Source organism: Pseudomonas sp. UBA6315, assembly GCF_002438125.1.
Classification (GTDB): domain Bacteria; phylum Pseudomonadota; class Gammaproteobacteria; order Pseudomonadales; family Pseudomonadaceae; genus Aquipseudomonas; species Aquipseudomonas faucium.
This window is the reverse complement of sequence record NZ_DJTF01000143.1, coordinates 14743-35652: the sequence shown is the minus strand read 5'-3', so window position 1 is coordinate 35652 and position 20910 is coordinate 14743. Positions and strand designations below refer to the sequence as shown.

The 20910-nt window shown below is 66.0% G+C and carries 23 protein-coding genes; 15 read left to right on the top strand and 8 right to left on the bottom strand.

From position 1 onward, the window contains the following. Positions 1-7 precede the first annotated feature (7 nt). Genes B3E94_RS17120 through B3E94_RS17100 form a run of 5 tightly spaced genes read left to right on the top strand, consistent with a single transcriptional unit; the run spans position 8 to position 4805 of the window. Positions 8-745, top strand: a complete 738-nt coding sequence (locus B3E94_RS17120; protein WP_003098886.1) for a TIGR03759 family integrating conjugative element protein — start codon at positions 8-10, stop codon at positions 743-745. Further along, entirely contained in the window at positions 727-1317 is a 591-nt protein-coding gene (locus B3E94_RS17115; protein WP_003109780.1) for a transglycosylase SLT domain-containing protein, read from the top strand. The genes B3E94_RS17120 and B3E94_RS17115 overlap by 19 nt, the downstream gene beginning before the upstream one ends. Further along, complete coding sequence (locus B3E94_RS17110) at positions 1314-1862, top strand: integrating conjugative element protein (RefSeq protein WP_003109779.1); 549 nt, start codon at positions 1314-1316, stop codon at positions 1860-1862. Before B3E94_RS17115 ends, B3E94_RS17110 begins: the two co-directional genes overlap by 4 nt. Before the next feature lie 4 nt (positions 1863-1866). Continuing rightward, on the top strand, positions 1867-4059 hold the full coding sequence (gene traD, locus B3E94_RS17105; protein ID WP_003116813.1) for a type IV conjugative transfer system coupling protein TraD: 2193 nt from the start codon (positions 1867-1869) through the stop codon (positions 4057-4059). Next, positions 4056-4805, top strand: a complete 750-nt coding sequence (locus B3E94_RS17100; RefSeq protein ID WP_282497534.1) for a TIGR03747 family integrating conjugative element membrane protein — start codon at positions 4056-4058, stop codon at positions 4803-4805. Before traD ends, B3E94_RS17100 begins: the two co-directional genes overlap by 4 nt. Positions 4806-4845: 40 nt before the next feature. Here B3E94_RS17100 and B3E94_RS17095 read toward each other — a convergent pair whose 3' ends face one another. The 8 genes from B3E94_RS17095 to B3E94_RS17060 are packed head-to-tail and all read right to left on the bottom strand — an operon-like array spanning position 4846 to position 12084. Beyond that, positions 4846-7470 carry an AAA family ATPase gene (locus B3E94_RS17095; RefSeq protein WP_282497533.1) on the bottom strand — a complete coding sequence of 875 codons (2625 nt, stop codon included), beginning with the start codon at positions 7468-7470 and terminating at the stop codon, positions 4846-4848. Positions 7471-7479: 9 nt separating this feature from the next. Next, positions 7480-8205 (bottom strand): CBASS effector endonuclease NucC, encoded by a 726-nt coding sequence (nucC, locus tag B3E94_RS17090; protein WP_003050273.1) that lies wholly within the window; start codon positions 8203-8205, stop codon positions 7480-7482. A 38-nt stretch (positions 8206-8243) separates the two neighbouring features. Then, entirely contained in the window at positions 8244-9146 is a 903-nt protein-coding gene (locus B3E94_RS17085) for a CBASS oligonucleotide cyclase (RefSeq protein WP_003105624.1), read from the bottom strand. Next, positions 9146-9646: a type III CBASS phage resistance system CD-NTase-associated protein Cap7 gene (cap7, locus tag B3E94_RS17080; protein ID WP_003090159.1), complete on the bottom strand. Its 501-nt coding sequence runs from the start codon at positions 9644-9646 to the stop codon at positions 9146-9148. Before cap7 ends, B3E94_RS17085 begins: the two co-directional genes overlap by 1 nt. Further along, positions 9643-10113, bottom strand: a complete 471-nt coding sequence (gene cap8 / locus B3E94_RS17075; protein ID WP_003105626.1) for a type III CBASS phage resistance system CD-NTase-associated protein Cap8 — start codon at positions 10111-10113, stop codon at positions 9643-9645. Before cap8 ends, cap7 begins: the two co-directional genes overlap by 4 nt. Continuing rightward, positions 10110-11024, bottom strand: a complete 915-nt coding sequence (locus tag B3E94_RS17070) for an AAA family ATPase (RefSeq protein WP_003105629.1) — start codon at positions 11022-11024, stop codon at positions 10110-10112. Before B3E94_RS17070 ends, cap8 begins: the two co-directional genes overlap by 4 nt. 17 nt (positions 11025-11041) lie before the next feature. Continuing rightward, positions 11042-11617 (bottom strand): PIN domain-containing protein, encoded by a 576-nt coding sequence (locus tag B3E94_RS17065; RefSeq protein ID WP_003109777.1) that lies wholly within the window; start codon positions 11615-11617, stop codon positions 11042-11044. Next, positions 11614-12084: a helix-turn-helix domain-containing protein gene (locus B3E94_RS17060; protein WP_003050245.1), complete on the bottom strand. Its 471-nt coding sequence runs from the start codon at positions 12082-12084 to the stop codon at positions 11614-11616. The genes B3E94_RS17065 and B3E94_RS17060 overlap by 4 nt, the downstream gene beginning before the upstream one ends. Positions 12085-12287: 203 nt before the next feature. Here B3E94_RS17060 and B3E94_RS17055 point away from each other — a divergent pair, with 203 nt between their 5' ends. Genes B3E94_RS17055 through B3E94_RS17010 form a run of 10 tightly spaced genes read left to right on the top strand, consistent with a single transcriptional unit; the run spans position 12288 to position 20793 of the window. Continuing rightward, entirely contained in the window at positions 12288-12671 is a 384-nt protein-coding gene (locus B3E94_RS17055) for an RAQPRD family integrative conjugative element protein (protein WP_003120001.1), read from the top strand. Continuing rightward, entirely contained in the window at positions 12668-12901 is a 234-nt protein-coding gene (locus tag B3E94_RS17050; RefSeq protein ID WP_003050225.1) for a TIGR03758 family integrating conjugative element protein, read from the top strand. Before B3E94_RS17055 ends, B3E94_RS17050 begins: the two co-directional genes overlap by 4 nt. Positions 12902-12917: 16 nt before the next feature. Continuing rightward, complete coding sequence (locus B3E94_RS17045; RefSeq protein WP_003090173.1) at positions 12918-13277, top strand: TIGR03745 family integrating conjugative element membrane protein; 360 nt, start codon at positions 12918-12920, stop codon at positions 13275-13277. A gap of 11 nt (positions 13278-13288) precedes the next feature. Further along, on the top strand, positions 13289-13687 hold the full coding sequence (locus tag B3E94_RS17040; RefSeq protein WP_003105639.1) for a TIGR03750 family conjugal transfer protein: 399 nt from the start codon (positions 13289-13291) through the stop codon (positions 13685-13687). After that, positions 13684-14376: a PFL_4703 family integrating conjugative element protein gene (locus tag B3E94_RS17035; RefSeq protein WP_003105641.1), complete on the top strand. Its 693-nt coding sequence runs from the start codon at positions 13684-13686 to the stop codon at positions 14374-14376. Before B3E94_RS17040 ends, B3E94_RS17035 begins: the two co-directional genes overlap by 4 nt. Continuing rightward, the gene (locus tag B3E94_RS17030; protein WP_003105643.1) at positions 14373-15284 is read left to right on the top strand and encodes a TIGR03749 family integrating conjugative element protein; all 912 of its coding nucleotides are present in this window, start codon (positions 14373-14375) and stop codon (positions 15282-15284) included. The genes B3E94_RS17035 and B3E94_RS17030 overlap by 4 nt, the downstream gene beginning before the upstream one ends. After that, entirely contained in the window at positions 15274-16692 is a 1419-nt protein-coding gene (locus tag B3E94_RS17025) for a TIGR03752 family integrating conjugative element protein (RefSeq protein WP_116430870.1), read from the top strand. Before B3E94_RS17030 ends, B3E94_RS17025 begins: the two co-directional genes overlap by 11 nt. Further along, on the top strand, positions 16673-17113 hold the full coding sequence (locus B3E94_RS17020; RefSeq protein ID WP_003149753.1) for a TIGR03751 family conjugal transfer lipoprotein: 441 nt from the start codon (positions 16673-16675) through the stop codon (positions 17111-17113). The genes B3E94_RS17025 and B3E94_RS17020 overlap by 20 nt, the downstream gene beginning before the upstream one ends. Then, positions 17113-20004, top strand: coding sequence for a conjugative transfer ATPase (locus B3E94_RS17015; RefSeq protein WP_011516996.1), 2892 nt, complete (start codon positions 17113-17115; stop codon positions 20002-20004). Before B3E94_RS17020 ends, B3E94_RS17015 begins: the two co-directional genes overlap by 1 nt. A 24-nt stretch (positions 20005-20028) precedes the next feature. Continuing rightward, positions 20029-20793 (top strand): DsbA family protein, encoded by a 765-nt coding sequence (locus B3E94_RS17010; RefSeq protein ID WP_003149757.1) that lies wholly within the window; start codon positions 20029-20031, stop codon positions 20791-20793. Positions 20794-20910 lie beyond the last annotated feature (117 nt).

Here is a 20910-nt window from a genome sequence, read left to right as displayed (position 1 = left end):
GCACCCCATGAAGCCGTCGATCCTCCTTTTCGCGGTCCTGGTGGCGTCGTCGCAATGGCCCGCCTGGGCGCAGCAGCCCGCAACGACCTCGGCGCGCAACGCACAGAGCCAGGAGCGCCCGCTGGCCGCCCGCGTGCTGGACGACCGGGTGGCAACCGAATGGGGCTTGCAGCCACAAGAATGGGCACGCTACCGCGAGCTGATGGATGGGCCGCTGGGTATCTACTCGCCCAACCTGGACCCGCTGTCCGCCCTGGGCATCGAAGCTCGCACGGACGAAGAACGGCGCCGCTATGCGGAACTGCAGGTGCAGGTGGAAGCGCGCCGCGTCGAGAAGCTGCTCGCCTACCAGCGCGCCTACGACGAGGCCTGGCAGCGCCTGAATCCGGGGATGCAGCGCGTGAACCTGCCCGACGACAAGCCGGGCGCCGGCCCATCCAGCAGTCCCTTGCGCGGCAGCGGCCGCATGGCGGTGTTCGTCAAGGACGGCTGCGCAGCCTGCGGACAGCTCGTGCAGCGCCTGCAATCCTCGGGCGCGGAGTTCGACCTGTACATGGTGGGCAGCCGCCAGGATGACGCGCGCATCCGCGACTGGGCCAAGCGCGCGCAGATCGACCCGGCGCGCGTGCGCGCCGGCAGCATCACGCTCAACCACGACGGCGGCCGCTGGCTGTCACTGGGCCTGCCCGGCGATCTGCCCGCCGCCGTGCGCGAAGTGAACGGCCAATGGCAGCGCCAGCCGTAGCCATGCCCCTGCGCGCACTGGTGCTCACTGCCGGCCTGTATGCCGTTGCCGCCCTGGCCCAGGAGGTTCCGCCACCGGCTTACCAGCTTGCCGCCCAGCGCGCAGGCATCCCCTCGACCGTGCTCTACGCCGTGGCCTTGCAGGAGAGCGGCATCCGGCGCAACGGGCGCCTGGTGCCGTGGCCGTGGTCCCTCAACGTCGCCGGCCAGTCGCGCCGCTTCGCCACGCGCGCCGACGCCTGCGCTGGCCTGCAGCAGGCGATGCGCGCCACGCCGCACACGCGCATTGATGCGGGCCTGGGCCAGATCAACCTCGGCTACCACAAGCACCGCTTTACCGGCGCGTGCGACCTGCTGGATCCGTATCGCAACCTGGCCGTTGCCGCCGAGATCCTGAAGGAGCAGCACACCCCCGGCGAGGACTGGCTGCTGGCGATCGGCCGCTACCACCGCCCCGCAGGCGGCGAGCCCGCCGCCCGCTATCGGCGCAGCGTGTCGCGCCACCTTGCCCGCGTGCAGGGCACGCGACCAGCCGCCGCGGTCCTCGCGGCGCGCCAGGAGACCTCCCCATGACGAAACCCCATCCCGCCCATCTCGCGTTCACGGGCCTACTCATGCTGCTGTCAGGCCTGCCGCTGGCCTCGCGTGCCGGCGAGCCACTGATCGTTGTCGAGGACCGTGGCGGCACGTCGGCATTGCCGTACTACGAAGCCCTGAATCTCCAGCCGCGCGCCAACGCACCGGCGCGGCCGTCCATCCCGACGCCCCAGGTTCCTGCCACACGGGCGGACGAAGCCGCGATGCTGCCGGTGCGCAGCGCCAAGCTCACGCCCGGCACCGTCGCGCGACGGGTGATCGAAGCGCCCGGCCTGCGGCCGTTCGTGGTCATCGGCGACGACGAGGCTTCCCGGGCCTGGTTGCAGCGCCGCGCCGCCGCTTTGCGCGAACGTGGCGCGGTCGGCCTGGTCGTCAACGTCGAGACCGCGCAGGGCCTGGCGCGGCTGCGCGCCCTGGTGCCGGGCGTGCCGCTCGCGCCCGTGGCCGGCGACGACCTGGCCGATCGCCTGGGCCTGCGGCACTACCCGGCGCTGATCACGGCCACCGGCATCGAGCAATGAAGCCATGTCGGGCAAACAGCCGGTCGAGGTTCTGCTACGCCCAGCGGTGGAGCTATACACCGTCGCGGCGTGTGCAGGCGCCGCGTTTCTGTGCCTGGTGGCCCCATGGTCGCTCGCGCTGAGCCCGGCCATGGGCATCGGCAGCGCCTTGGCGTTCGGCGCCTACGGCGCGATCCGCTACCGCGATGCCCGCATCATCCTGCGCTACCGGCGCAACATCCGCCGTCTGCCGCGTTACGTGATGACCAGCAAGGACGTGCCGGTCAGCCAGCAGCGCCTATTCGTGGGGCGCGGCTTTCTCTGGGAGCAGAAGCACACGCATCGGCTGATGCAGACGTACCGGCCCGAGTTCCGCCGCTACGTCGAGCCGACGCCGGCCTACCGGCTGACCAGGCGCCTGGAGGAACGGCTGGAGTTCGCGCCATTGCCGCTCTCGCGCCTGCCGAAGCTCACCGGCTGGGACGCGCCTTTCAACCCCGTGCGCCCGTTGCCGCCTGTCGGCGGCCTGCCAAGGCTGCACGGCATCGAGCCCGACGAAGTGGACGTCAGCCTGCCGCTGGGCGAGCGCGTCGGGCACTCGCTGGTGCTGGGCACCACGCGGGTGGGCAAGACGCGCCTGGCCGAGTTGTTCGTCACGCAGGACATCCGCCGCAGGAATGCTGCCGGCGAGCATGAGGTCGTCATCGTCATCGACCCCAAGGGGGATGCCGATCTCTTGAAACGGATGTACGTCGAAGCCCAGCGCGCTGGCCGCGAAGGCGAGTTCTACATCTTCCACTTGGGCTGGCCGGAAATCAGCGCCCGCTACAACGCCGTGGGCCGCTTCGGTCGGATCTCGGAAGTGGCGACACGCATCGCGGGGCAGCTCTCCGGCGAAGGCAACAGCGCGGCGTTCCGCGAGTTCGCATGGCGCTTCGTGAACATCATCGCCCGCGCCCTGGTGGAACTGGGGCAGCGCCCGGACTACATGCTGATCCAGCGCCACGTCATCAACATCGACGCGCTGTTCATTGAGTACGCCCAGCACTACTTTGCCAAGACGGAGCCCAAGGCCTGGGAGGTGATCGTCCAGATCGAGGCCAAGCTCAACGAGAAGAACATCCCAAGGAACATGATCGGGCGCGAGAAGCGTGTGGTGGCGCTGGAGCAATACCTCTCCCAGGCGCGCAACTACGACCCTGTGCTCGATGGCCTGCGCTCGGCGGTGCGCTACGACAAGACCTACTTCGACAAGATCGTTGCATCGCTGCTGCCGCTGCTGGAAAAGCTCACGAGCGGCAAGATCGCCCAGCTCCTGGCGCCGAACTACTCCGACCTGGCCGACCCGCGCCCGATCTTCGACTGGATGCAGGTCATCCGAAAGCGGGCCATCGTCTATGTGGGTCTGGATGCGTTGTCTGACGCCGAGGTCGCCGCAGCGGTCGGCAATTCGATGTTCTCTGACCTGGTTTCGGTGGCCGGACACATCTACAAGCACGGAATCGACGATGGCCTGCCCGGCGCAGTGGCTGGCGCTCGCGTGCCGATCAACGTGCACGCGGACGAATTCAATGAACTGATGGGCGATGAATTCATCCCGCTCATCAACAAGGGCGGCGGTGCCGGCCTGCAAGTCACGGCGTACACGCAGACGCTCTCGGACATCGAGGCCCGCATCGGAAATCGCGCGAAGGCCGGCCAAGTGATCGGGAATTTCAACAATTTATTCATGTTGCGCGTGCGCGAGACGGCCACCGCGGAACTGCTGACGAGGCAGTTGCCGAAGGTCGAGGTCTATACAACCACCATCGTCTCGGGCGCGACGGACAGCTCAGACATCCGCGGCGCGACGGATTTCACGTCGAACACCCAGGACCGCATCAGCATGGCCAGCGTGCCGATGATCGAGCCGTCACACGTCGTCGGCCTGCCCAAGGGCCAGTGCTTCGCGCTGCTGCAGGGCGGCCAGCTCTGGAAGGTGCGTATGCCGCTGCCGGCGCCGGACCCGGATGAAGTGATGCCGGCGGACCTGCAGCAACTGGCCGGGTACATGCGCCAGAGCTACAGCGAGGCCACGCAGTGGTGGGAGTTCACCAGCTCGTCGGCCTTGCAGGATGCGGCCTTGCCCGACGACCTGCTGGACGATGCCGCTGCGGCCGAGCCCGGCGCGGTGGCCACCGGCGCCGACGATGGCGCGGGCAACGAGGCCGTGCCATGAAGGATGCCGCCTCGACCGCGCAGCGGGAGCAGAACCATCGCCAAGGCTTGATCGTCGGCACCATCACCTTACCGTTCCGGCTGCTCGGGGTGCTCATTGGCTCGCTGCTGTTCTCGATCGTGGTGGAGTGCGCCGGCATGCACCTGTTCTGGAAGGACCAGGGCTGGCGCCACTCCCAGCAGATGCTGCGGTACGAACTCGGGCACCTGTCCAACCACTTCACGCGCAGCGTGGTGGTACAGGAGCCCGGGCGCACGGCGCACGAGTTGGTGGATACCGGGTACGAGTGGGTGTTCGTGCGCTCGGGGTTGCTGGAGCGCATGAGCCAGACCGCCGAGCGCGTCCGCGCGCCCAGCCACGGGCAGAGCCGCAACTTCCGCTACTACATCAGCCAAGTCTATGTCTGGGCCGAAAGCTACCTGATCGCTGCGGCCTTCACGACGCTCACCTTCCTGGTGCGCCTGCTGGTCCTGTTGCTCACGTTGCCGCTTATCTTCACCGCGGCATTCGTTGGGCTGATCGATGGCCTGGTGCGGCGGGATGTGCGCCGGTTCGGTGCGGGCCGGGAATCGGGCTTCATCTACCACCGTGCGAAGGCGAGCCTGATGCCGTTGGCCGTGCTGCCCTGGGTTACTTATCTCGCCCTGCCCATATCGCTACATCCACTCGTTATCTTGTTGCCCAGCGCAGCGTTGCTAGGCATGGCAGTCAGCCTGACCGCAGGCAGCTTCAAGAAGTACTTGTGACGTGACAGGGGCGGCACAGCTCTGCCAAGACGTGTGTCGCTCATCGATTCTGGAGGACATCAAGAGCAGCATCTAACGCCGTAACCGCTTCTACCACCGTTCTTACCGTCGTCCGGTCGAACTCATGATCGCGCTGAGCGTCGTGCACGCCACTATTGAGATAGCCCCATTCAATACTCGTACCACTGACACTGAGCAGCCTGACCAGAGCTGCTACAGCTTCCGGCGCACCCGCATGTTGCGCCGCGATGCGCTCGACGGCCGACCGCAGCTTGGTGCATTTATTGTTCAGTTCCCAAGGCGAGCGGGGTCCTCCCAGCTTGATGTCAATCCGGCCGTCCGCCCGCCGGCCCAGCCACGTCCAGAGCCGGTCCGTCAGGCTCTCCAGTGCCGGCCGGGCCTGACGCAATGCCTCGCGTTTCTCATCGGCCGCCAACGCCTGTTGGGCCAGGAGAACATAGTTCTTTGTCGGCGGGTCGCCATCGACGCGTAGTTCGTGCTCCCCCTGATGCGGGAGGAACTTATAGCGCTTGATGGTTGCGGCGCGCCGCGCGCCCAACTCCTGCTGGATGCGGTGCAGGAATTCCTCGGCGTGCGAGGTAAGGATGACCTGCTTGCCGTCGAGCAAACCATCCTCGAAGAAGGTTCGCCAGATGCCATCGCGATGGTCGTCGTCGATCGCGTTGACGACGTCGTCGAAGATGACCACAGGGCAGCCTTGTGCGATGTTCTTGGCGAGCAGAATCGCCAGACCCAGACATTTGATATGCCCTTCGCTGAAGACGATCAGGGCGTCGTAGCGCACGCCAGGCTCGCCGGCGAACTCTACCTCGATCTTGCCGTTCTCGGCCACCGGCAGCCACAGCGCGTGCAGCAGATCGCCGGGCGGATCGGCCCGGTTGAACGCGTTGTACAGATGGCGGGCCCGTTCTCCCAGTCCCTGCAGCAGCAGACCCGGCAGAGCGGTCAGGTAGGCTTGGATTTCGGGCAGGAAACCGTCGTAGGCGGCCTTGACCCGCTGATGGTGCGCCACCACCGGGACTTCGTCCGCGGCCGCCTGGATCAGCTCGCGGTTCGCCTCGTCGAACTGGGCTACGGTCTGGCGGGCCGCCGCCAGGTCCTGATCGGCCGCCGCGCGCATGGTCCGCAGCCGTTCGATCTCCAGCTGATGCTGCTGCAGGCCGTCCCGTTCCTGGGCCAGCGTGCCGCGCTGGGCATGCACTTCACGCGCCTGCGCATCGAAGCCCTCGATGATCTGTGCGATCCGCAGGAGGGCTTGCCAGGCGCGCTGGTCTCCGTCGACCCAGGCACCGAGCCAGTTGCCCGCAGCTTTGGGAGGCAGCAGCGGCAGGCCCGCGGCCTGCGATTCGGCAGGACAAGCGACCCCAGCCGCCGCCACCACGCGGCGCATTTCGTCCCACAGCGCTCGGACCGCCTCGCTCAACTGCGTCCGATGCCCGGCCTCCTGCTGCTGCAGGGCGGCCAGCTGCGCGAGCTGCTCCAGGCCCATTCGCGCCCTGGCGAACGGGTCCTGCGCCACGGCGGCCAGTCCGGTTCCACATGCCGGACACGCGGTCGCCCCGTCCGCCAACGCTTGCACGGCCTCGTAGAGCTTCGCGTACGACACCTCGCCGGCGCGGGCCGCGAGTTGCGCGGAAGACGCTTGCCACAGTCCCTGGACGCGGTAGGCCTCTGCCAGCAACGCCTGCAGGCGGGCCTGGGTCACCTCGTGAATGGCAGGCTGGTTCGCGTCCAGCTGAGCCTGGACATACGGCAGCCGCCCCTGCTGCTGCGGTGTACCAAGCAGCCAGTCCACACAGGCCTGGTACGTCGCGCCAGGCGACACACGCTGCGCCAAGGCTTGTTCCAGGCCCTCGATCGCTGCAATCTTTTGCGGGTAGGCGGCGATCGTCTGCTCGGAGTTCGCCAATTGCAGGCGACGCTGTGCCAGCTGCGCCGCCTGCACGCCGGCAAGCATGAGATCCTGATCGAGCGAGGGGTTGAAGCCGCGCACGAACTCGCTGAACTGGTCCACGCCGAACAGGGTCGCAATGAGCTGACGCTGATCACCTGGAGTCCGCGCGGCGATACGGGCGAAGTCGTCGAGGCGGTTCTTCTCGATGAAGCAGAAGCGGTACTCGGCCTCGTCGGGCTGGACGGCCTGCACTTCGTCCGCCGCCCTGGACGACAGGACCGGCGCGACGTGGCGGCGCAGACGCGCGTTGTTGCAATAGACCCGCTGGTCGACGCGCTTGGCCTGCGCTTCGGTGATCGAACCGAGCATCGCCACTTCCAAGGCCTCGCAGAAACTGCTCTTGCCGGTGCCGTTGGCACCGTAGACCAGGGTGATGTCATGGCTGAGGTCGAACGTCTCCTGCCGCATGAATCCTCGAAACGGCCCGACTTCGAGCTGGTGCAGTCGCCCGAGCGCCGGCCCGTTTTCGGGGCCGCGCGCGTCCCCGTCGTAGGCGACAGGCATCTGCGCCAGATGCGCGATGGCCAGCGGCGCCAAGCGCGTGGAGCGCCCCCGGCGTGCAGCACCGACCTCGGCCAGTGGCTGCAGGTGATCGAGCACCAGGTGCGCCAGCCGGCGCACGTCGTCGTGCACGTGCCGCTGCGTCAAGTGCGCCAGGAACCGGTGGTACTCCGAACGTATGCTTGCCACAGCGACCCCTCACTTGGTCAACCACTGACCGTAAGCCTCCACATCGATCATGGGGACCGTTCCACTGAACTGAAGCTGCGCGATCAGCTTGAAAAGAAACGCGGTCGCCGGCTTGTTTTCGTTGGTGTAGCTGTACGCGCCGCTGGCTTGGTCATAGAAAAAGTGCCCGTGGGCGGCAACGCATCCGATGTCCAGACGCCCCTCGGTGAGGTTTGCGTTCAGCGCCTTGTCCATGGATGGGCCCAATGCAGGACTCCATTCGCTCTCGAAGGTGAGCAAGCCACCCAGAATCGGAATCAACGGCTTCGCTGGGTAGGTCCCGCCAGCGTGCGGGATCGGCAGGCTCGTGCGGTGCAGCCTGCGCACACTGGCGACCTTCTCCTGGGCATAGGCCACAAGCCCCGCGTCAGCCGTCTGCTTGGCCTCGAACACGGCGTACACGCTTTCGGCTGGAATGATCGTCTCGTTCTCGTAGGTGAAGATAAAAGGCGAATATTGCCGATCAAACACCACCACATCGATCTGCTGGCTGAAGTTCCCCAGGCTGTCCACCACATGCGCCTTCGCCGCCTGGTACCGTTTGGGCAGATAGGTATCCAGCATGTCGATCCAGACGTTCTCGCTCGCATCCCCCTTCGTACCCGGGTGACCGAAGGTCTTGCGTACTACGGACAAGCGCTGCTGGATGTCTTCATGCAGGGACGACAGGAGCTGGGAAAGCGACCACTGGGACATGCTGTACCTCGATGGGACGTGTATGGAAGCCGATGGAATCAGGACAGTGGGAACTTGGGGCCAAACAGTGCGCGCCAGGCGCGAAGCGCTTCGATATTGCGACCACGACGCGCGTGGTCGATGGCGATGCTTGCGTCCTGGCTCGCCTGGAACAGCAGCTGCTGCGCGCGCTGCTTGCGCGCGGCATCCATATCGTTGCTGATCGCCGGGCCAAGTCCGGCGGGATCCGGCCACTCGTCATGAACACGATCGGCAAGCGTGGCAAAGAACGACTGGATCTCGCGATCGAACGATCCTCCCCAGCCGCCGTAAAGACACTCAAGGGCCATTACCTCGATCAGGAACGAGGGCTTCACCGGCTTCTGATCGCCGTGCTTGGGATTGTTGTTCCAGTACTTCACCATGCGCACGAGACCTTTCCACTCATTGCCATAGGCTTGGTGCGCTGCGGTCGCCTTGTCCTTATGGATCTCCGGGTCCGTCTTGATCCACTTTCCGGACGCCGTATCGGGGATCTCATACTGGTCGCCGGTGTCGAATGCGGGCACCGCATCCACGCTGACCACCCGGTAGTCCGTGTTGTCCTCCGCGTCGATGTGAACACCGAAATCCACGTTGATCGAGCGCGCCTGTTTGCGCACGGCCGCCGAACCGTATTTCTCCACCAATGCAGAGTGGAAATCATCCAGCACTACCGATGCGGCCTTGCCGTGGTAATGCTTCTCCGAGTCCTTCAGCACGAAGAAGATGTCGATATCCTTGAGCGGCTTCGTCTTCGTGTATCGAGCATAGGACCCGGTCAGGAAGCTGCGCGCAATGCCGAACTTGGTCTGCAGGTAGTCCCGCACTTCGTTCTGGCGTTGCGAGGCATTCTTCTGTTCGCGTTCGTTGAGTTCCAGACGCGACTTGAACTTGCGAAAAGCTTCATCGATCGACAGCATCAGCGTTGCCTCCAATATCCGGCCTGACCCGCCAGGCCGCTGTGTTCGACAGTCGAGCCTAGGCTCTGCTTGACCATTCCATCCGTCGAGCGATAACTTCCTTTGCTCCACCCCTCCACATCAGGCCGCCCTGGCTTTGTATCGAGCATTAACTTGTACTTGGCCTGCGATGGCAGCAGCCCAGCTTTCTTGATCGCGTACTTCAACTGCTCGGTATCTGTCCAGAAGCTGCCGTCGCCATCGGACCACCCATACACGATGTCGATATCCCATCGGGTCACGAGTTTGTCGGTTGCCGGGTTGTAGATCTCCAGAATCACCTTGCGCAGATCACCGGTCCCGAGCCACGTCTTGATGGCTCGGGTATTGCTCTCCCAGCGATCCGCGAAGTGCTCGGGGTCCAGCCCACTGAGCAGGATGATGTCTTTCAAGCTCTTGAGGATGTTGTCGGTCACATAGGTAACCGAGTGCGTGTACGAGTAGGTGGCGACGGTGCTCATGACTTGAGGAAACCTCCGAGGTCGAGCGACAGCGCTTGTCCAGCATCGGCCTGCGCCTGCGTGGCAATTCCTTGGCTCAAGTCCCGTGCAATGATGCGAGAACTGTGCTTTTTGAGCGCGGTTTGCACCCAGCCGAGCTGCTCCTTCGGACACGGCAGCGAGACTCCCCAGTCTCCCTTCAACGGCTCGAACCCCAAGACTTCTTCGTTGGCATCATCACCATCGATCGCGTCTTCGTCGAAGAGGCAGTAGATCCTGGTCCGTGGTCCATCGCATGTCGCAACGATGGGCGCGCTCTTGGGTGCCTGGTCGGCGATCAAGCTGGCGGCCACGCCCGCCACGGCCCTGAGTTCAGAGCGAGCCGTGCCGTCCTTGCCCTGAGTGAGCAGTTCGACAATGGCATCCCACGTCTGCAACGCATCGCGGTGCGGCGAGCTGCGAAACGTCCGGCTGACAACGGTGGTCATTTTTGCTTCCCTCCTTGAAGGCGCATTTGCGTTGCCTGTCGTATCGCACTGCGCAGGTGCTCTACGGAAAGCTTGTTCGGATCGATAGCCACTTGCGGGTCGGCCGCGAGGGCGTTGGCTACGACCTTGCGAATGGCCCGACCATCCAATCCGACGCACTCGCCAGCGCACGCGTCGAACTGGTGAGCCGAGGAAAGCTTGCCAATCCCCGGAAATGTCTTTGCCAGGCCATTCAGGCAGTCCACCAGGATCTGCTTGCAGGCATCCTTGCCGGGCAGTGGCACCTCCATCACCATGTCGCAACGAGATAGGAAGGCACTGTCGACGGCCTGTGGGAAGTTGCTGGTGGCCACGAACAGCAGATGCGGGTTGCGTTCGGCCAACATGTCCAACTGCACCAACACCGCGTCGGTGGCCCGGTGCACATCAACCGGGTTGGCTTCCAGGCTGAGCTTGGCTCGATCAGCCGCAAGCGTTTCGACCTCGTCCAGAAGGACGATCGTCGGGCCCGCCGCTGCGGATTCTGCGATCGATTGCGAGAACAGGTCTGCCACGGCGCGTTGAGTCTTTCCCATTGCAGAGCTCGTCAGCGTGTGAGGCTCTACTTCCAGCAATCGAAACTTCGCAGAAGAAAAAGATTCGGCCACACGATGCGCCAAGCCCCGTGCCAAGGAGGTCTTCCCAGTCCCCGGCGGGCCGACCAACAAGATCACGCCGTGCAGGGGGAGTACCGTGCGCTCCACCTTGGGGCGCACCGTGAAGTTGACGATCGCCTGTGACAGCAACTGCTTCTTGAGAGCTTCGTCCATGACGATGGAATCCCACAGGGCGCCCAGCGACGTGTCCGGCAGCTTCCAGCTTCGATGGATGCCTTTCGGCAAAGTGGCGTCTGATGAAGGATTCTTGGTCATCCGTGGCTCTCGGCGGGTCAGAGAATGGTGCGATAGGTCGCCAGCACCTTGGTCGTTTGCACAAGGCCCTGGCGCAGCAGGATTTCGAGATAGCGGTCCACCTCGATCGGCGGATGCTTGAGTTGGGCACGCTGGCGCTGCGCAGCCGACACCACGGCGGCCGCGTCCAGATCCAGTAGGTTGTCCACAAACTCATCGGGGTGCTGCGATTCGATGCCGTACGGAGCCAGCAGATCGTTCGGGAAATCCCGTTCGTTGAACGTCACAATCACGCTCGCACCGCAGCGAATCGCCGCAGCCAGGACGTGCCGGTCGTCCGGATCGGGCAATGTCAGGCCTGCCACGAGCGCTTCGTAGCCCTCCACCAAGCCGTCCGGAATTGCCCGGTCCATGAGATCCGACGTCCTGTCGACCTGAACCCGGGTGAGATCGGGGCGGTTGATCAACAGGTTGCGTTTCCACTCCTCATGAATGGCTTGGCTCCACCGCGCCCGGAAGCGGCCAGACAGGCCGAGCCACATCAGGAAATCCCGCAGTGGCGCGGGATATAGAACGCACGCGTCGTAGACGGCGGTGAATGGGGAATGCCTCATTCGTATCCCATTCCCAACTCTTGCGACTGCTGAGCGAGTTCGGCCATCGCCTGCTCACTGGCGCGCTCGCGCGCTTCCTTGTACTGCATCAGATCGGCGAACCTCACCCTGCGGTGCTTGCCGGTGCGATGAAATGCCAACACCCCATCTTCGAGCAGCTTGACGAAATGGGGACGGGACACGTTGAGCAAGTCCGCCGCCTCTTGGGTCGTCAGCTCTGCATGGACGGGCACCACCTTTACTGCATTGCCATCGGCCAACTCGGCCAGGATGTCGACCAGCAGGCGTAAAGCCGAGGTAGGCAGTTCCACCTGATGAGCCTGTTTGTGGTCATCAAAGATCTGGATGTGCTGCGTCTCGAACTGGGTTGCGAGGTAAGCCGCCAAGGCACGTTGACCCTGGACGGCTGCCTTCACCTCTCCCGCGGCGGGAAGGGTCATCTTGGATTGGGCAGTGGCGGTGGTCATGGGTAGCTCCTAAGCGAAAACGGTTGCAGAGCCGATCATATTCGAAATACTCGAAAAACGCAATAATCGAAGCGCGACCCGTGCTTTTGTAGGTTCGCTCGCAGCATGCCCAATCCGGTCGTCCGCCAGTTCCTATTGTTTGCGGCCTGAAACAGCCCTGATCTCCACGATCAACCCATTGCTGATCACACAGGAATGGCGCGATGGTGGCTTCGATCTGGCTGCGCGCCGCGCATCGCGGCGTGCCCACTTTTTTCGTGACGGCCCTCGTGCTGGGCCAGTCCCCGATGGCATTGGCCGAGTCCCCGGCGCAGCGCCAGGAGTTGGTCGCCGCGCTGCGCCAGCTCGACGCGCTGGAACGCACCGTCGCGGACAGCGCCGCGCATGCCCCCATCCAGCCGGGCGAGCGCTACCACTTCGATTACCCACGGCTGCTGGCTGACCTGGCGCGCGTGCGCGCCGGCATCCAGTTCCACCTGACGCCATCACGCGCTCAGCCGCGCGACCCCTCCGAACTGGCCGGCGACTACCGCACCGAGCGGGCCGCTTCGCCATCGCCGAAGACGACTGCGGAGGGCGAGCAATGAACGGCGCCCAGGTCTCGGCATTTCAAGCCAACAGCGGTATCGCGCCTTCCGCGATGGCGACCGTCCTGGTCGGCGTCGTGTTCGCGGTCCTGCTCGTGTGGGGCGTCTGGGCCATCCGAACGGCCTATGTGGGGTGGTCCGAGAGCCGCCTCAACCAGCGCCAGTTCCTCGGCGTCTGCATCCGCTTCGTCGCGATGTACCTCGTCCTGAGTTTCTTCCTCCTGTCCTGACATGAAAGGCCCGACCATGCACAACCGCAACCTCACTTCCCGTTTTGCCCAGCGCGCCGCCGTGGCCCTGGGCGCCGCCGCGCTGCCCGCACTGTCGTTCGCGCAAGGTCTGCCGCAGTTGGAGAACCCGACGCGCGGCACCGGCAACGGCATCATGGAGACCATCCGCAACTACGGCTACGACATCATCATGCTCGTGGCCCTGCTGGTGGTGGCGTCGATGTTCATCGGCGTCTGCTACCACGCCTACGGCACCTACGCGGAGATCCACACCGGCCGCAAGACGTGGGGCCAATTCGGCCTCACGGTCGCCATCGGCGCCGTGCTGCTCGTGATCGGCATCTGGCTGCTCACCGAAGCCACCGGCATCCTGTAAGCGAGGCCGGTATGTCCGAGCAGCAGCACGTCCGTGCGGACGGGACGGTCACGTTCCTTCCGCACCGGCTCAACCGCCATCCCGTGGTCGTGCGCGGCCTCACCGCCGACGAGCTGTGGATCTGCTGCGGCCTGTCCGGCGCGGCCGGCCTGCTGGTCGGCGCGCCGCTTTCGTGGGTGTTCCGCACGATCGCCATCGCACCGACGTTCGTTGTCCTGGGCGTGGCCTTGGGCGTGTTCATCGGCGGCGGCATCCTGCGCCGCCTCAAGCGTGGGCGCCCCGACACCTGGCTGTATCGACAGTTGCAGTGGCGCATCGCAACGCGCCATCCGCTGATGGCCGGCTGGGTGGGCGGCCACGTGCTGATCTCGCGCTCGGGCTTCTGGTCCACCCGCAGGAGCATGCGATGAGCCGCTTCAAGAACGAGATCGCCCACCTGCAGGCGCACATCAAGACCTTGCGCCTGGGCGCGGGCGCGCTGGTCATTGTCGCCCTGGTCATGGGCGGCGGCTGGTGGAGCGCGCCGCGCGACCTGACCATCCACGTCCCGCCCGACCTGCGCTCTGGCAGTACCCGCAAGTGGTGGGAAGTGCCGCCCGAATCGGTCTATGCGTTCACGTTCTACGTGTTCCAGACGCTGAACCGCTGGCCGACCAATGGCGAAGAAGACTACTCGCGCAACCTCCATACGCTCTCGCCGTACCTCACCCCGTCCTGCCAGGCCTTCCTGCGGGCGGACTATGACTACCGCCGCTCCACGGGCGAGCTGCGTCAGCGCGTGCGCGGCATCTACGAGATTCCCGGCCGCGGCTATGGCGACGACCCCACGGCGCGCGTGCGCACCGTATCCGATCGCGACTGGGTGGTGACGCTGGACATCACGGCGGACGAGTACTACGGCGCCGAGCAGGTCAAACGCGCCCTGGTGCGCTATCCGATCAAGGTCACGCGGGTGGACGTCGATCCCGCCCGCAACCCGTTCGGCCTGGCGCTGGACTGCTACGAAGGCGCGCCCCAGCGCATCAGTGCACCGGAGCCGGCGCGCCCGGCGCCGAGTGACCTGAATCCGCAAGCGCCTCAAGGAGGAAACACCCCATGAAGCATCCTGTACTCGCGCTGCTGGGGCTACTGGCCGTGGCCGCGGCACCCGTCGCCCAGGCGGTGGAGATCCTGCGTTGGGAACGCATGCCACTGGCAGTGCCGCTGAAGGTCGGTCAGGAACGCATCGTATTCATCGACCGGAACGTGCGCGTGGGCGTGCCCGCAGGCGTGGGCAAACGCCTGCGCGTGCAGAGTGCGGGCGGCGCGGTGTACCTGCGTGCCAGCGAGCCGATCGAGCCCACGCGGTTGCAACTGCAGGACGCCGACACGGGCGCGCTGATCCTGCTGGACATCGCAGCCGAACCGCCCAAGGACGGGGAAGCCGAGCTGGAGCCGGTGCGCATCGTCGAGGGTGACAGCGCACCGGGACGCTATGGCGAGCAGGCCGACAGTGCCGAGGCCCCGGCACGCGCCCAGGGCCAGGCAGGTGCGCGGACCGCGCGGCGCGAAACTCCGGTCCCTGTCGTGCTGACGCGCTTCGCCGCGCAGAACCTCTACGCACCGCTGCGCACCGTCGAGCCGCTTCCGGGCGTCATGCGGGTCAACCTTCCCCGCGACCTCGACCTGGACACACTGATGCCAACGCTGCCGGTGCGCGCGGCCGTGCTCGCGTCGTGGCGCCTGGAAGACCAATGGGTGACTGCCGTGCGCCTCACCAACACCGGCGCCGACTGGGTCGCGCTCGACCCGCGCGTGCTGCAAGGCGATTTCCTCACCGCCACCTTCCAGCACGAGGCGCTGGGCCCGCGCGGCACGACCGAGGACACGACCGTGCTGTACCTGGTCACGCGCGGCCGCGGCCTCGCGCAGTCGCTGCTGCCGGCGATTCACCGCTTCGACCCTGCCGTGCATCTGCCGCAGCCGGACGGCGACGAGAACGCCAAGGAGGCCCGCCATGCGCAGTAACGGCCTGCTCAAGTGGCTGATGATCCCTGTCGCCATCCTGGTGCTGTTCGCCGGTATCCGGCTGTTCTCGGGTGGAGGCGGCACGGCGCCACCCGTGGCGGACAACGGCGCCCAGCTCACGCCCGAGGAAATGAAGGCGCTGGGCATCGAAGGCGACACCCCGCGCGACACCGTGGCGACGCTCGTTGCCCAAGTGAAGCAGTTGCGCACCGAGCTTCAGACCGCGCTCTCGGACAACAAGTCGCAGCGTGAAGAGAACCAGCGACTGCGCCAGCGCGAGAACTCCATCGACCAGCGCATCAACTCGGCGCTCGAATCCGAGCGGTCCAACCTGCGCCGCGACCAGGAGCAGGCGGCCAGCGCGCGCCAGCAGACCGAAGGGCTGCTCGCCGACCTGCAGCGGCGCCTGGACAGCATCGGCGGGCGCGGCGGCGGCCATGCGGACCTGCCCGTGGGCCTGGGGCTGCAGGGCGGCGACGAGGCCGGCATGGAGGGCGGCGTGCGGTGGGTCGAGCCGGACGACGCAAAGCCCGCCGAGGGGCGCAACGGCGGTCGTGGCGCGAGCGGCGGAATGAGCTTCCCCACGAGCTTCGGCCCGGCGCAGAGCACGCTCGAAACCACCGCGGAAACCGTGGCCAACGCGGGCGCCCGCGCCTCTGGGGTCAAGAGTGCCAAGCCGGTCTATACCGTGCCGACCAACTCCACGCTCATGGGTTCGGTCGCCATGACCGCGCTGATCGGCCGCGTGCCGATCGACGGCACGGTCAACGATCCCTATCCGTTCAAAGTCCTGGTCGGGCCGGACAACCTGACCGCCAATGGCATCGACATTCCCGACGTGGCCGGCGCCGTGTTCAGCGGCACCGCATCGGGCGACTGGACGCTTTCGTGCGTGCGCGGCCAGGTGCGCAGCATCACGTTCGTCTTCAACGACGGCACGATCCGCACGATCCCCGAAGACCGCGAGGGCAACCAGCAGAACAACCAGCAACGCGACGGCTTGGGCTGGATCAGCGACCCGCACGGCATCCCCTGCGTCAGCGGCGAGCGGCGCAGCAACGCCCAGCAGTACCTCGGCTCGCAGGCCCTGATCACCGCGGCCGGTGCCGGCGTGGCCTCGCTCATCGAGAGCGACAGCGGCCGCATGTCCTATGTCGGCTCGGACGGCTCCATCGGCACCGTGGGCATCACCGGCCAGGAAGCGGTCGGCCAGATTCTCGCGGGCGGTGTCCGGGACATGTCGGCCTGGGTCAACAAGCTCTACGGCCAGGCGTTCGCCGCCGTCTATGTGCAGCCCGGCGCCAAGGTCGCCGTCCACCTCGAAAAACCGCTCGCCATCGACTTCGATCCCGAAGGCCGCAAGGTCGATCACCGCGCAGGAGAAAGCCATGCTCTCGAACTCGATTAAGGGCCTGGTGCTGGCCCTCGCCGTCGCGGTGCTCGGCGGCTGCGCCACCAGCAAGGAAAAGCTGCTGACCCACGGTGACCGCACGATGATGGACATCTGGCAGCAGGAGGCCGGCGACGGCGGTGGCGCAGCCGGACGGAACGCCGGCCGCCAGCTGCTCGATGCGCGCCAGAGCCTGCGTCGGCCCCTGACCGACGCCGACGTGCAGGCCGCACCTGTCGAGCAGATGCGCTACACGCGCACCGCGCGCAATGAGGTCCACCGCCAGTTCCAGCGCCTGCCCAATCCCGATCTCGTGATGTACGTGTACCCGCATCTGGCCGGCACCGATCCCGTGCCGGTGCCCGGCTACACGACCGTCTTCCCGCTCTACCAGCGCATCCAGTACGCGATGCCGGGCGAGCGCGTGGAGGACTACTGATGCGGTGGAAACTCCCATGGCCGAAGCTGGCCGGCGCCGGCTCCAGTAGCCCGGCTAGCGATGAGCAGCCGGACAGCTGGCAGCGCCACGTCGAGGCCTTGCGCCAGGCCGGCATCCCCGAACCCGGTTCGGCAGTCCACGGCCGCAAGCCAGCGACCGTGGCCGACGAGCAGGCGCTGTACGACGTTGCGCCGTCCTTCGTGGAACTGCTGCCCTGGGTGGAGTTCTTGCCCGGGTCGAAATCGATGCTCCTGGAGGATGGCCAATCGGTGGCGGCGTTCTACGAACTGGTGCCGCTGGGCACCGAAGGCCGGGAACCCGGCTGGCTCGCGCATGCCCGCGACGCCCTGGAAAACGCGCTTCAGGACAGTTTCGATGAACTGGACGAGAACCCGTGGGTGCTCCAGCTCTATGCCCAGGACGAACCGAGCTTCGACCAGTACATGCAGACCTTGCGCGATTACGTGCAGCCACGTGCGCGCGGCTCGGCGTTCACCGAGTTCTACTTGCGCTTCTTCGGCCACCACCTGCGCGCTGTGGCCAAGCCCGGCGGCCTGTTCGAGGACACGGTGGTTACGCGGCTGCGCTGGCGCGGGCAGACGCGGCGTGTGCGCATGGTGGTGTACCGCCGCGCGAGCGGACAGGGACAGGCAAACCGCCGCGGCCAGACACCCGAGCAGATGCTGGGCATCGTCTGCGACCGCCTATGCGGCGGCCTGGCGAACGCCGGCATCCAGGCCCGGCGCATGGTTGCAGCGGACGTTCACGACTGGCTGCTGCGATGGTTCAACCCGCGCCCCACGCTGCTCGGCCCTGGGGTGGAGGACCGGGAGCGCTTCTACGCGTTGGCGCGCTATCCGGACAGTACCGAGGAAAGCGAGGCCGGCGAGATCGAGTTGGCGAGCGGGCGGGATTTCAGCCAGCGGCTGTTCTTTGGGCAGCCGCGCTCGGACGTGGCGCAAGGGGCCTGGTACTTCGACGGCATGCCGCACCGCGTGCTGATCACCGACCGGCTGCGCATGCCGCCCGGCACCGGGCACCTGACCGGCGAGACCCGCAAGGGAGACGCGATCAACACGCTATTCGATCAGATGCCCGAGGACACCTTGATGTGTCTCACCATGGTGGCCACGCCGCAGGACGTCCTCGAATCGGACCTCAACCATCTGGCGAAGAAAGCTGTGGGCGAGACGCTGGCGTCGGAGCAGACGCTCAAGGACGTGCATGAAGCCCGCTCCCTGATCGGCAGCGCGCACAAGCTCTACCGGGGCACTCTGGCGTTCTACCTACGCGGGCGCGACGAGGCGGAACTGGATCGGCGCGGCCTGGACCTCGCGAACGTGATGCTCAACGCCGGCCTGCAGCCGGTGCGCGAGGACGACGAGGTGGCGCCGCTCAACAGCTACCTGCGCTGGCTGCCGTGCTGCTACAACCCCGGCAAGGACCGGCGCCGGTGGTACACGCAACTGATGTTCGCCCAGCACGCGGCGAACCTGTCGCCGGTGTGGGGCCGCGCCCAGGGCACGGGGCACCCCGGCATCACGATGTTCAATCGCGGAGGCGGCCCGATTACGTTTGACCCCTTGAACAGGTTGGATCGGCAGATGAATGCCCATCTGTTCCTGTTCGGTCCCACGGGCTCGGGCAAGAGCGCCACGCTCAACAACCTGCTGAACCAGGTCACCGCGATCTATCGGCCGCGCCTCTTCATCGTGGAAGCCGGCAACAGCTTCGGCTTGTTCAGCGACTTCGCCAGGCGCCTGGGGCTGACCGTGAACCGGGTCAAGCTGGCACCCGGCTCGGGCATCAGCCTGGCGCCGTTCGCCGACGCACGCCGGCTGATCGAAACGCCCAGCGACGTGCAGACGCTCGATGCCGATGCACTGGACGAAGACCTGCCACCGGATGCCTCGGCCATGGAGGCGGACGAGCAGCGCGACGTGCTGGGCGAGTTGGAGATCACGGCACGGCTGATGATCACGGGCGGCGAAGACAAGGAAGAAGCGCGGATGACGCGGGCCGACCGCTCGCTGATCCGCCAGTGCATCCTCGACGCGGCCGAACATTGCGTGGCAGAGAAGCGCACTGTGCTCACGCGCGATGTGCGCAATGCGCTGCGCACCCGCGGCCAGGACCCGACGTTGCCCGAGATGCGGCGCGTGCGGCTGCTGGAGATGGCGGACGCGATGGACATGTTCTGCCAAGGCACGGACGGCGAGATGTTCGACCGCGACGGCACGCCGTGGCCCGAGGCCGACATCACGCTGGTCGATCTGGCGACCTACGCCCGCGAGGGCTACAACGCGCAGCTCTCGATCGCGTACATCAGCCTCATCAGCACGGTGAACAACATCGCGGAGCGTGACCAGTATCTCGGCCGCCCGATCATCAACGTGACCGACGAAGGCCACGTGATCACCAAGAACCCGCTGCTCGCGCCGTATACCGTGAAAATTACAAAAATGTGGCGCAAGCTGGGGGCCTGGTACTGGCTAGCTACACAAAATATTGACGACCTACCGCGCGCCGCGGAGCCGATGCTCAACATGATCGAGTGGTGGATCTGCCTGTCGATGCCCCCCGATGAAGTGGAGAAGATCGCGCGGTTCCGCGAACTGAGCCAAGCGCAGAAAGCGCTGATGCTCTCGGCACGCAAGGAAGCGGGCAAGTTCACCGAGGGCGTCATCCTCTCCAAGAGCATGGAGGTGCTCTTCCGCGCCGTGCCGCCGAGCCTGTATCTCGCGCTCGCGCAGACCGAACCCGAAGAGAAGGCCGAGCGCTACCAGCTCATGCAGCAGCACGGCGTCAGCGAGTTGGATGCCGCCTTCAAGGTGGCCGAGAAGATCGACCGGGCACGCGGCATCGAGTCGCCGGCCCTGGACCTGCCCTGAATCTGCCGTACACCGGAGAACGCCATGGAACAGAAACGCCCATCCATTCCGATGCAGGTCCAGGCGTTCCGTCGTCGGCGCTGGCAGTTCCGCTGGCCCTGGGCATTGGCCGCGGTGCTGGTTGCGCTGCTGCTGATCTGGCTCGTGTCACGTTCGCCAGGCGGGTCCACACCTCAGACTTCGGCGCCAGTCAGCGACACGCAGGTGGCTGGGCCTCCGTGGCAGATGGGCAATCCGGAAGGGCGTTTCACGCTGACGCTCTACGCGGACCTCGAATGCCCGTTCTGCCGGTCCTATTTTCCAGTGCTCAAGCGTTGGGTGGCCGGCAATGCGGACGTGACCTTGCAATGGCACCACCTGCCGTTGGCCGCGCATGAGCCAGCCGCGTCCGCCGAAGCGCGCCTGGCGGAATGCGCGGGCGAAGCCGGCAGCCATGCCGCCTTTTGGCAGGCCGTCGAATGGGTCTATGCCCACACGCGGAGCGACGGCCAGGGCTTGCCTGAAGGGCTGCGCTACCCCGACCTCACTCCAGCGATCGAGCAGTGTCTGGCGAGCGAGCGGCCCGATGCACCGATCCGCGCCCAGACGGCGGAAGCCACGAACAGCGGCGTGATCGCCACGCCATCGCTGCGGCTGCACGATCGCGAAACCGGCAAGGCGATCCTGCTGCAGGGCCCGATCGAGGGCGATGCCTTGCTGTCGGCCATGGACATGCTCGCGGCCGGCGATCCCGCCGCCATACCCACATCGGAAATGCCTGCCGACGTCGTCGGCGACATGCCCAGGTAGCCCCGGTCTTCAAGGCTACGGCGCAGTCCGCTGCGCTGACCGCAACCCGTTCGCCTCGCATCCTGGCCGCGAACGATCACCGCCACCGCGGTGATGGATGCACCTTGTTCGTTCCCC

Coding starts and splice junctions, on each gene's coding strand:
- B3E94_RS17120 (WP_003098886.1), top strand. CDS start 8: ATGAAGCCGTCGATCCTCCTTTTCGCGGTCCTGGTGGCGTCGTCGCAA.
- B3E94_RS17115 (WP_003109780.1), top strand. CDS start 727: ATGGCAGCGCCAGCCGTAGCCATGCCCCTGCGCGCACTGGTGCTCACT.
- B3E94_RS17110 (WP_003109779.1), top strand. CDS start 1,314: ATGACGAAACCCCATCCCGCCCATCTCGCGTTCACGGGCCTACTCATG.
- traD (WP_003116813.1), top strand. CDS start 1,867: ATGTCGGGCAAACAGCCGGTCGAGGTTCTGCTACGCCCAGCGGTGGAG.
- B3E94_RS17100 (WP_282497534.1), top strand. CDS start 4,056: ATGAAGGATGCCGCCTCGACCGCGCAGCGGGAGCAGAACCATCGCCAA.
- nucC (WP_003050273.1), bottom strand. CDS start 8,205: ATGTCCCAGTGGTCGCTTTCCCAGCTCCTGTCGTCCCTGCATGAAGAC.
- B3E94_RS17085 (WP_003105624.1), bottom strand. CDS start 9,146: ATGCTGTCGATCGATGAAGCTTTTCGCAAGTTCAAGTCGCGTCTGGAA.
- cap7 (WP_003090159.1), bottom strand. CDS start 9,646: ATGAGCACCGTCGCCACCTACTCGTACACGCACTCGGTTACCTATGTG.
- cap8 (WP_003105626.1), bottom strand. CDS start 10,113: ATGACCACCGTTGTCAGCCGGACGTTTCGCAGCTCGCCGCACCGCGAT.
- B3E94_RS17070 (WP_003105629.1), bottom strand. CDS start 11,024: ATGACCAAGAATCCTTCATCAGACGCCACTTTGCCGAAAGGCATCCAT.
- B3E94_RS17065 (WP_003109777.1), bottom strand. CDS start 11,617: ATGAGGCATTCCCCATTCACCGCCGTCTACGACGCGTGCGTTCTATAT.
- B3E94_RS17060 (WP_003050245.1), bottom strand. CDS start 12,084: ATGACCACCGCCACTGCCCAATCCAAGATGACCCTTCCCGCCGCGGGA.
- B3E94_RS17055 (WP_003120001.1), top strand. CDS start 12,288: ATGGTGGCTTCGATCTGGCTGCGCGCCGCGCATCGCGGCGTGCCCACT.
- B3E94_RS17050 (WP_003050225.1), top strand. CDS start 12,668: ATGAACGGCGCCCAGGTCTCGGCATTTCAAGCCAACAGCGGTATCGCG.
- B3E94_RS17045 (WP_003090173.1), top strand. CDS start 12,918: ATGCACAACCGCAACCTCACTTCCCGTTTTGCCCAGCGCGCCGCCGTG.
- B3E94_RS17040 (WP_003105639.1), top strand. CDS start 13,289: ATGTCCGAGCAGCAGCACGTCCGTGCGGACGGGACGGTCACGTTCCTT.
- B3E94_RS17035 (WP_003105641.1), top strand. CDS start 13,684: ATGAGCCGCTTCAAGAACGAGATCGCCCACCTGCAGGCGCACATCAAG.
- B3E94_RS17030 (WP_003105643.1), top strand. CDS start 14,373: ATGAAGCATCCTGTACTCGCGCTGCTGGGGCTACTGGCCGTGGCCGCG.
- B3E94_RS17025 (WP_116430870.1), top strand. CDS start 15,274: ATGCGCAGTAACGGCCTGCTCAAGTGGCTGATGATCCCTGTCGCCATC.
- B3E94_RS17020 (WP_003149753.1), top strand. CDS start 16,673: ATGCTCTCGAACTCGATTAAGGGCCTGGTGCTGGCCCTCGCCGTCGCG.
- B3E94_RS17015 (WP_011516996.1), top strand. CDS start 17,113: ATGCGGTGGAAACTCCCATGGCCGAAGCTGGCCGGCGCCGGCTCCAGT.
- B3E94_RS17010 (WP_003149757.1), top strand. CDS start 20,029: ATGGAACAGAAACGCCCATCCATTCCGATGCAGGTCCAGGCGTTCCGT.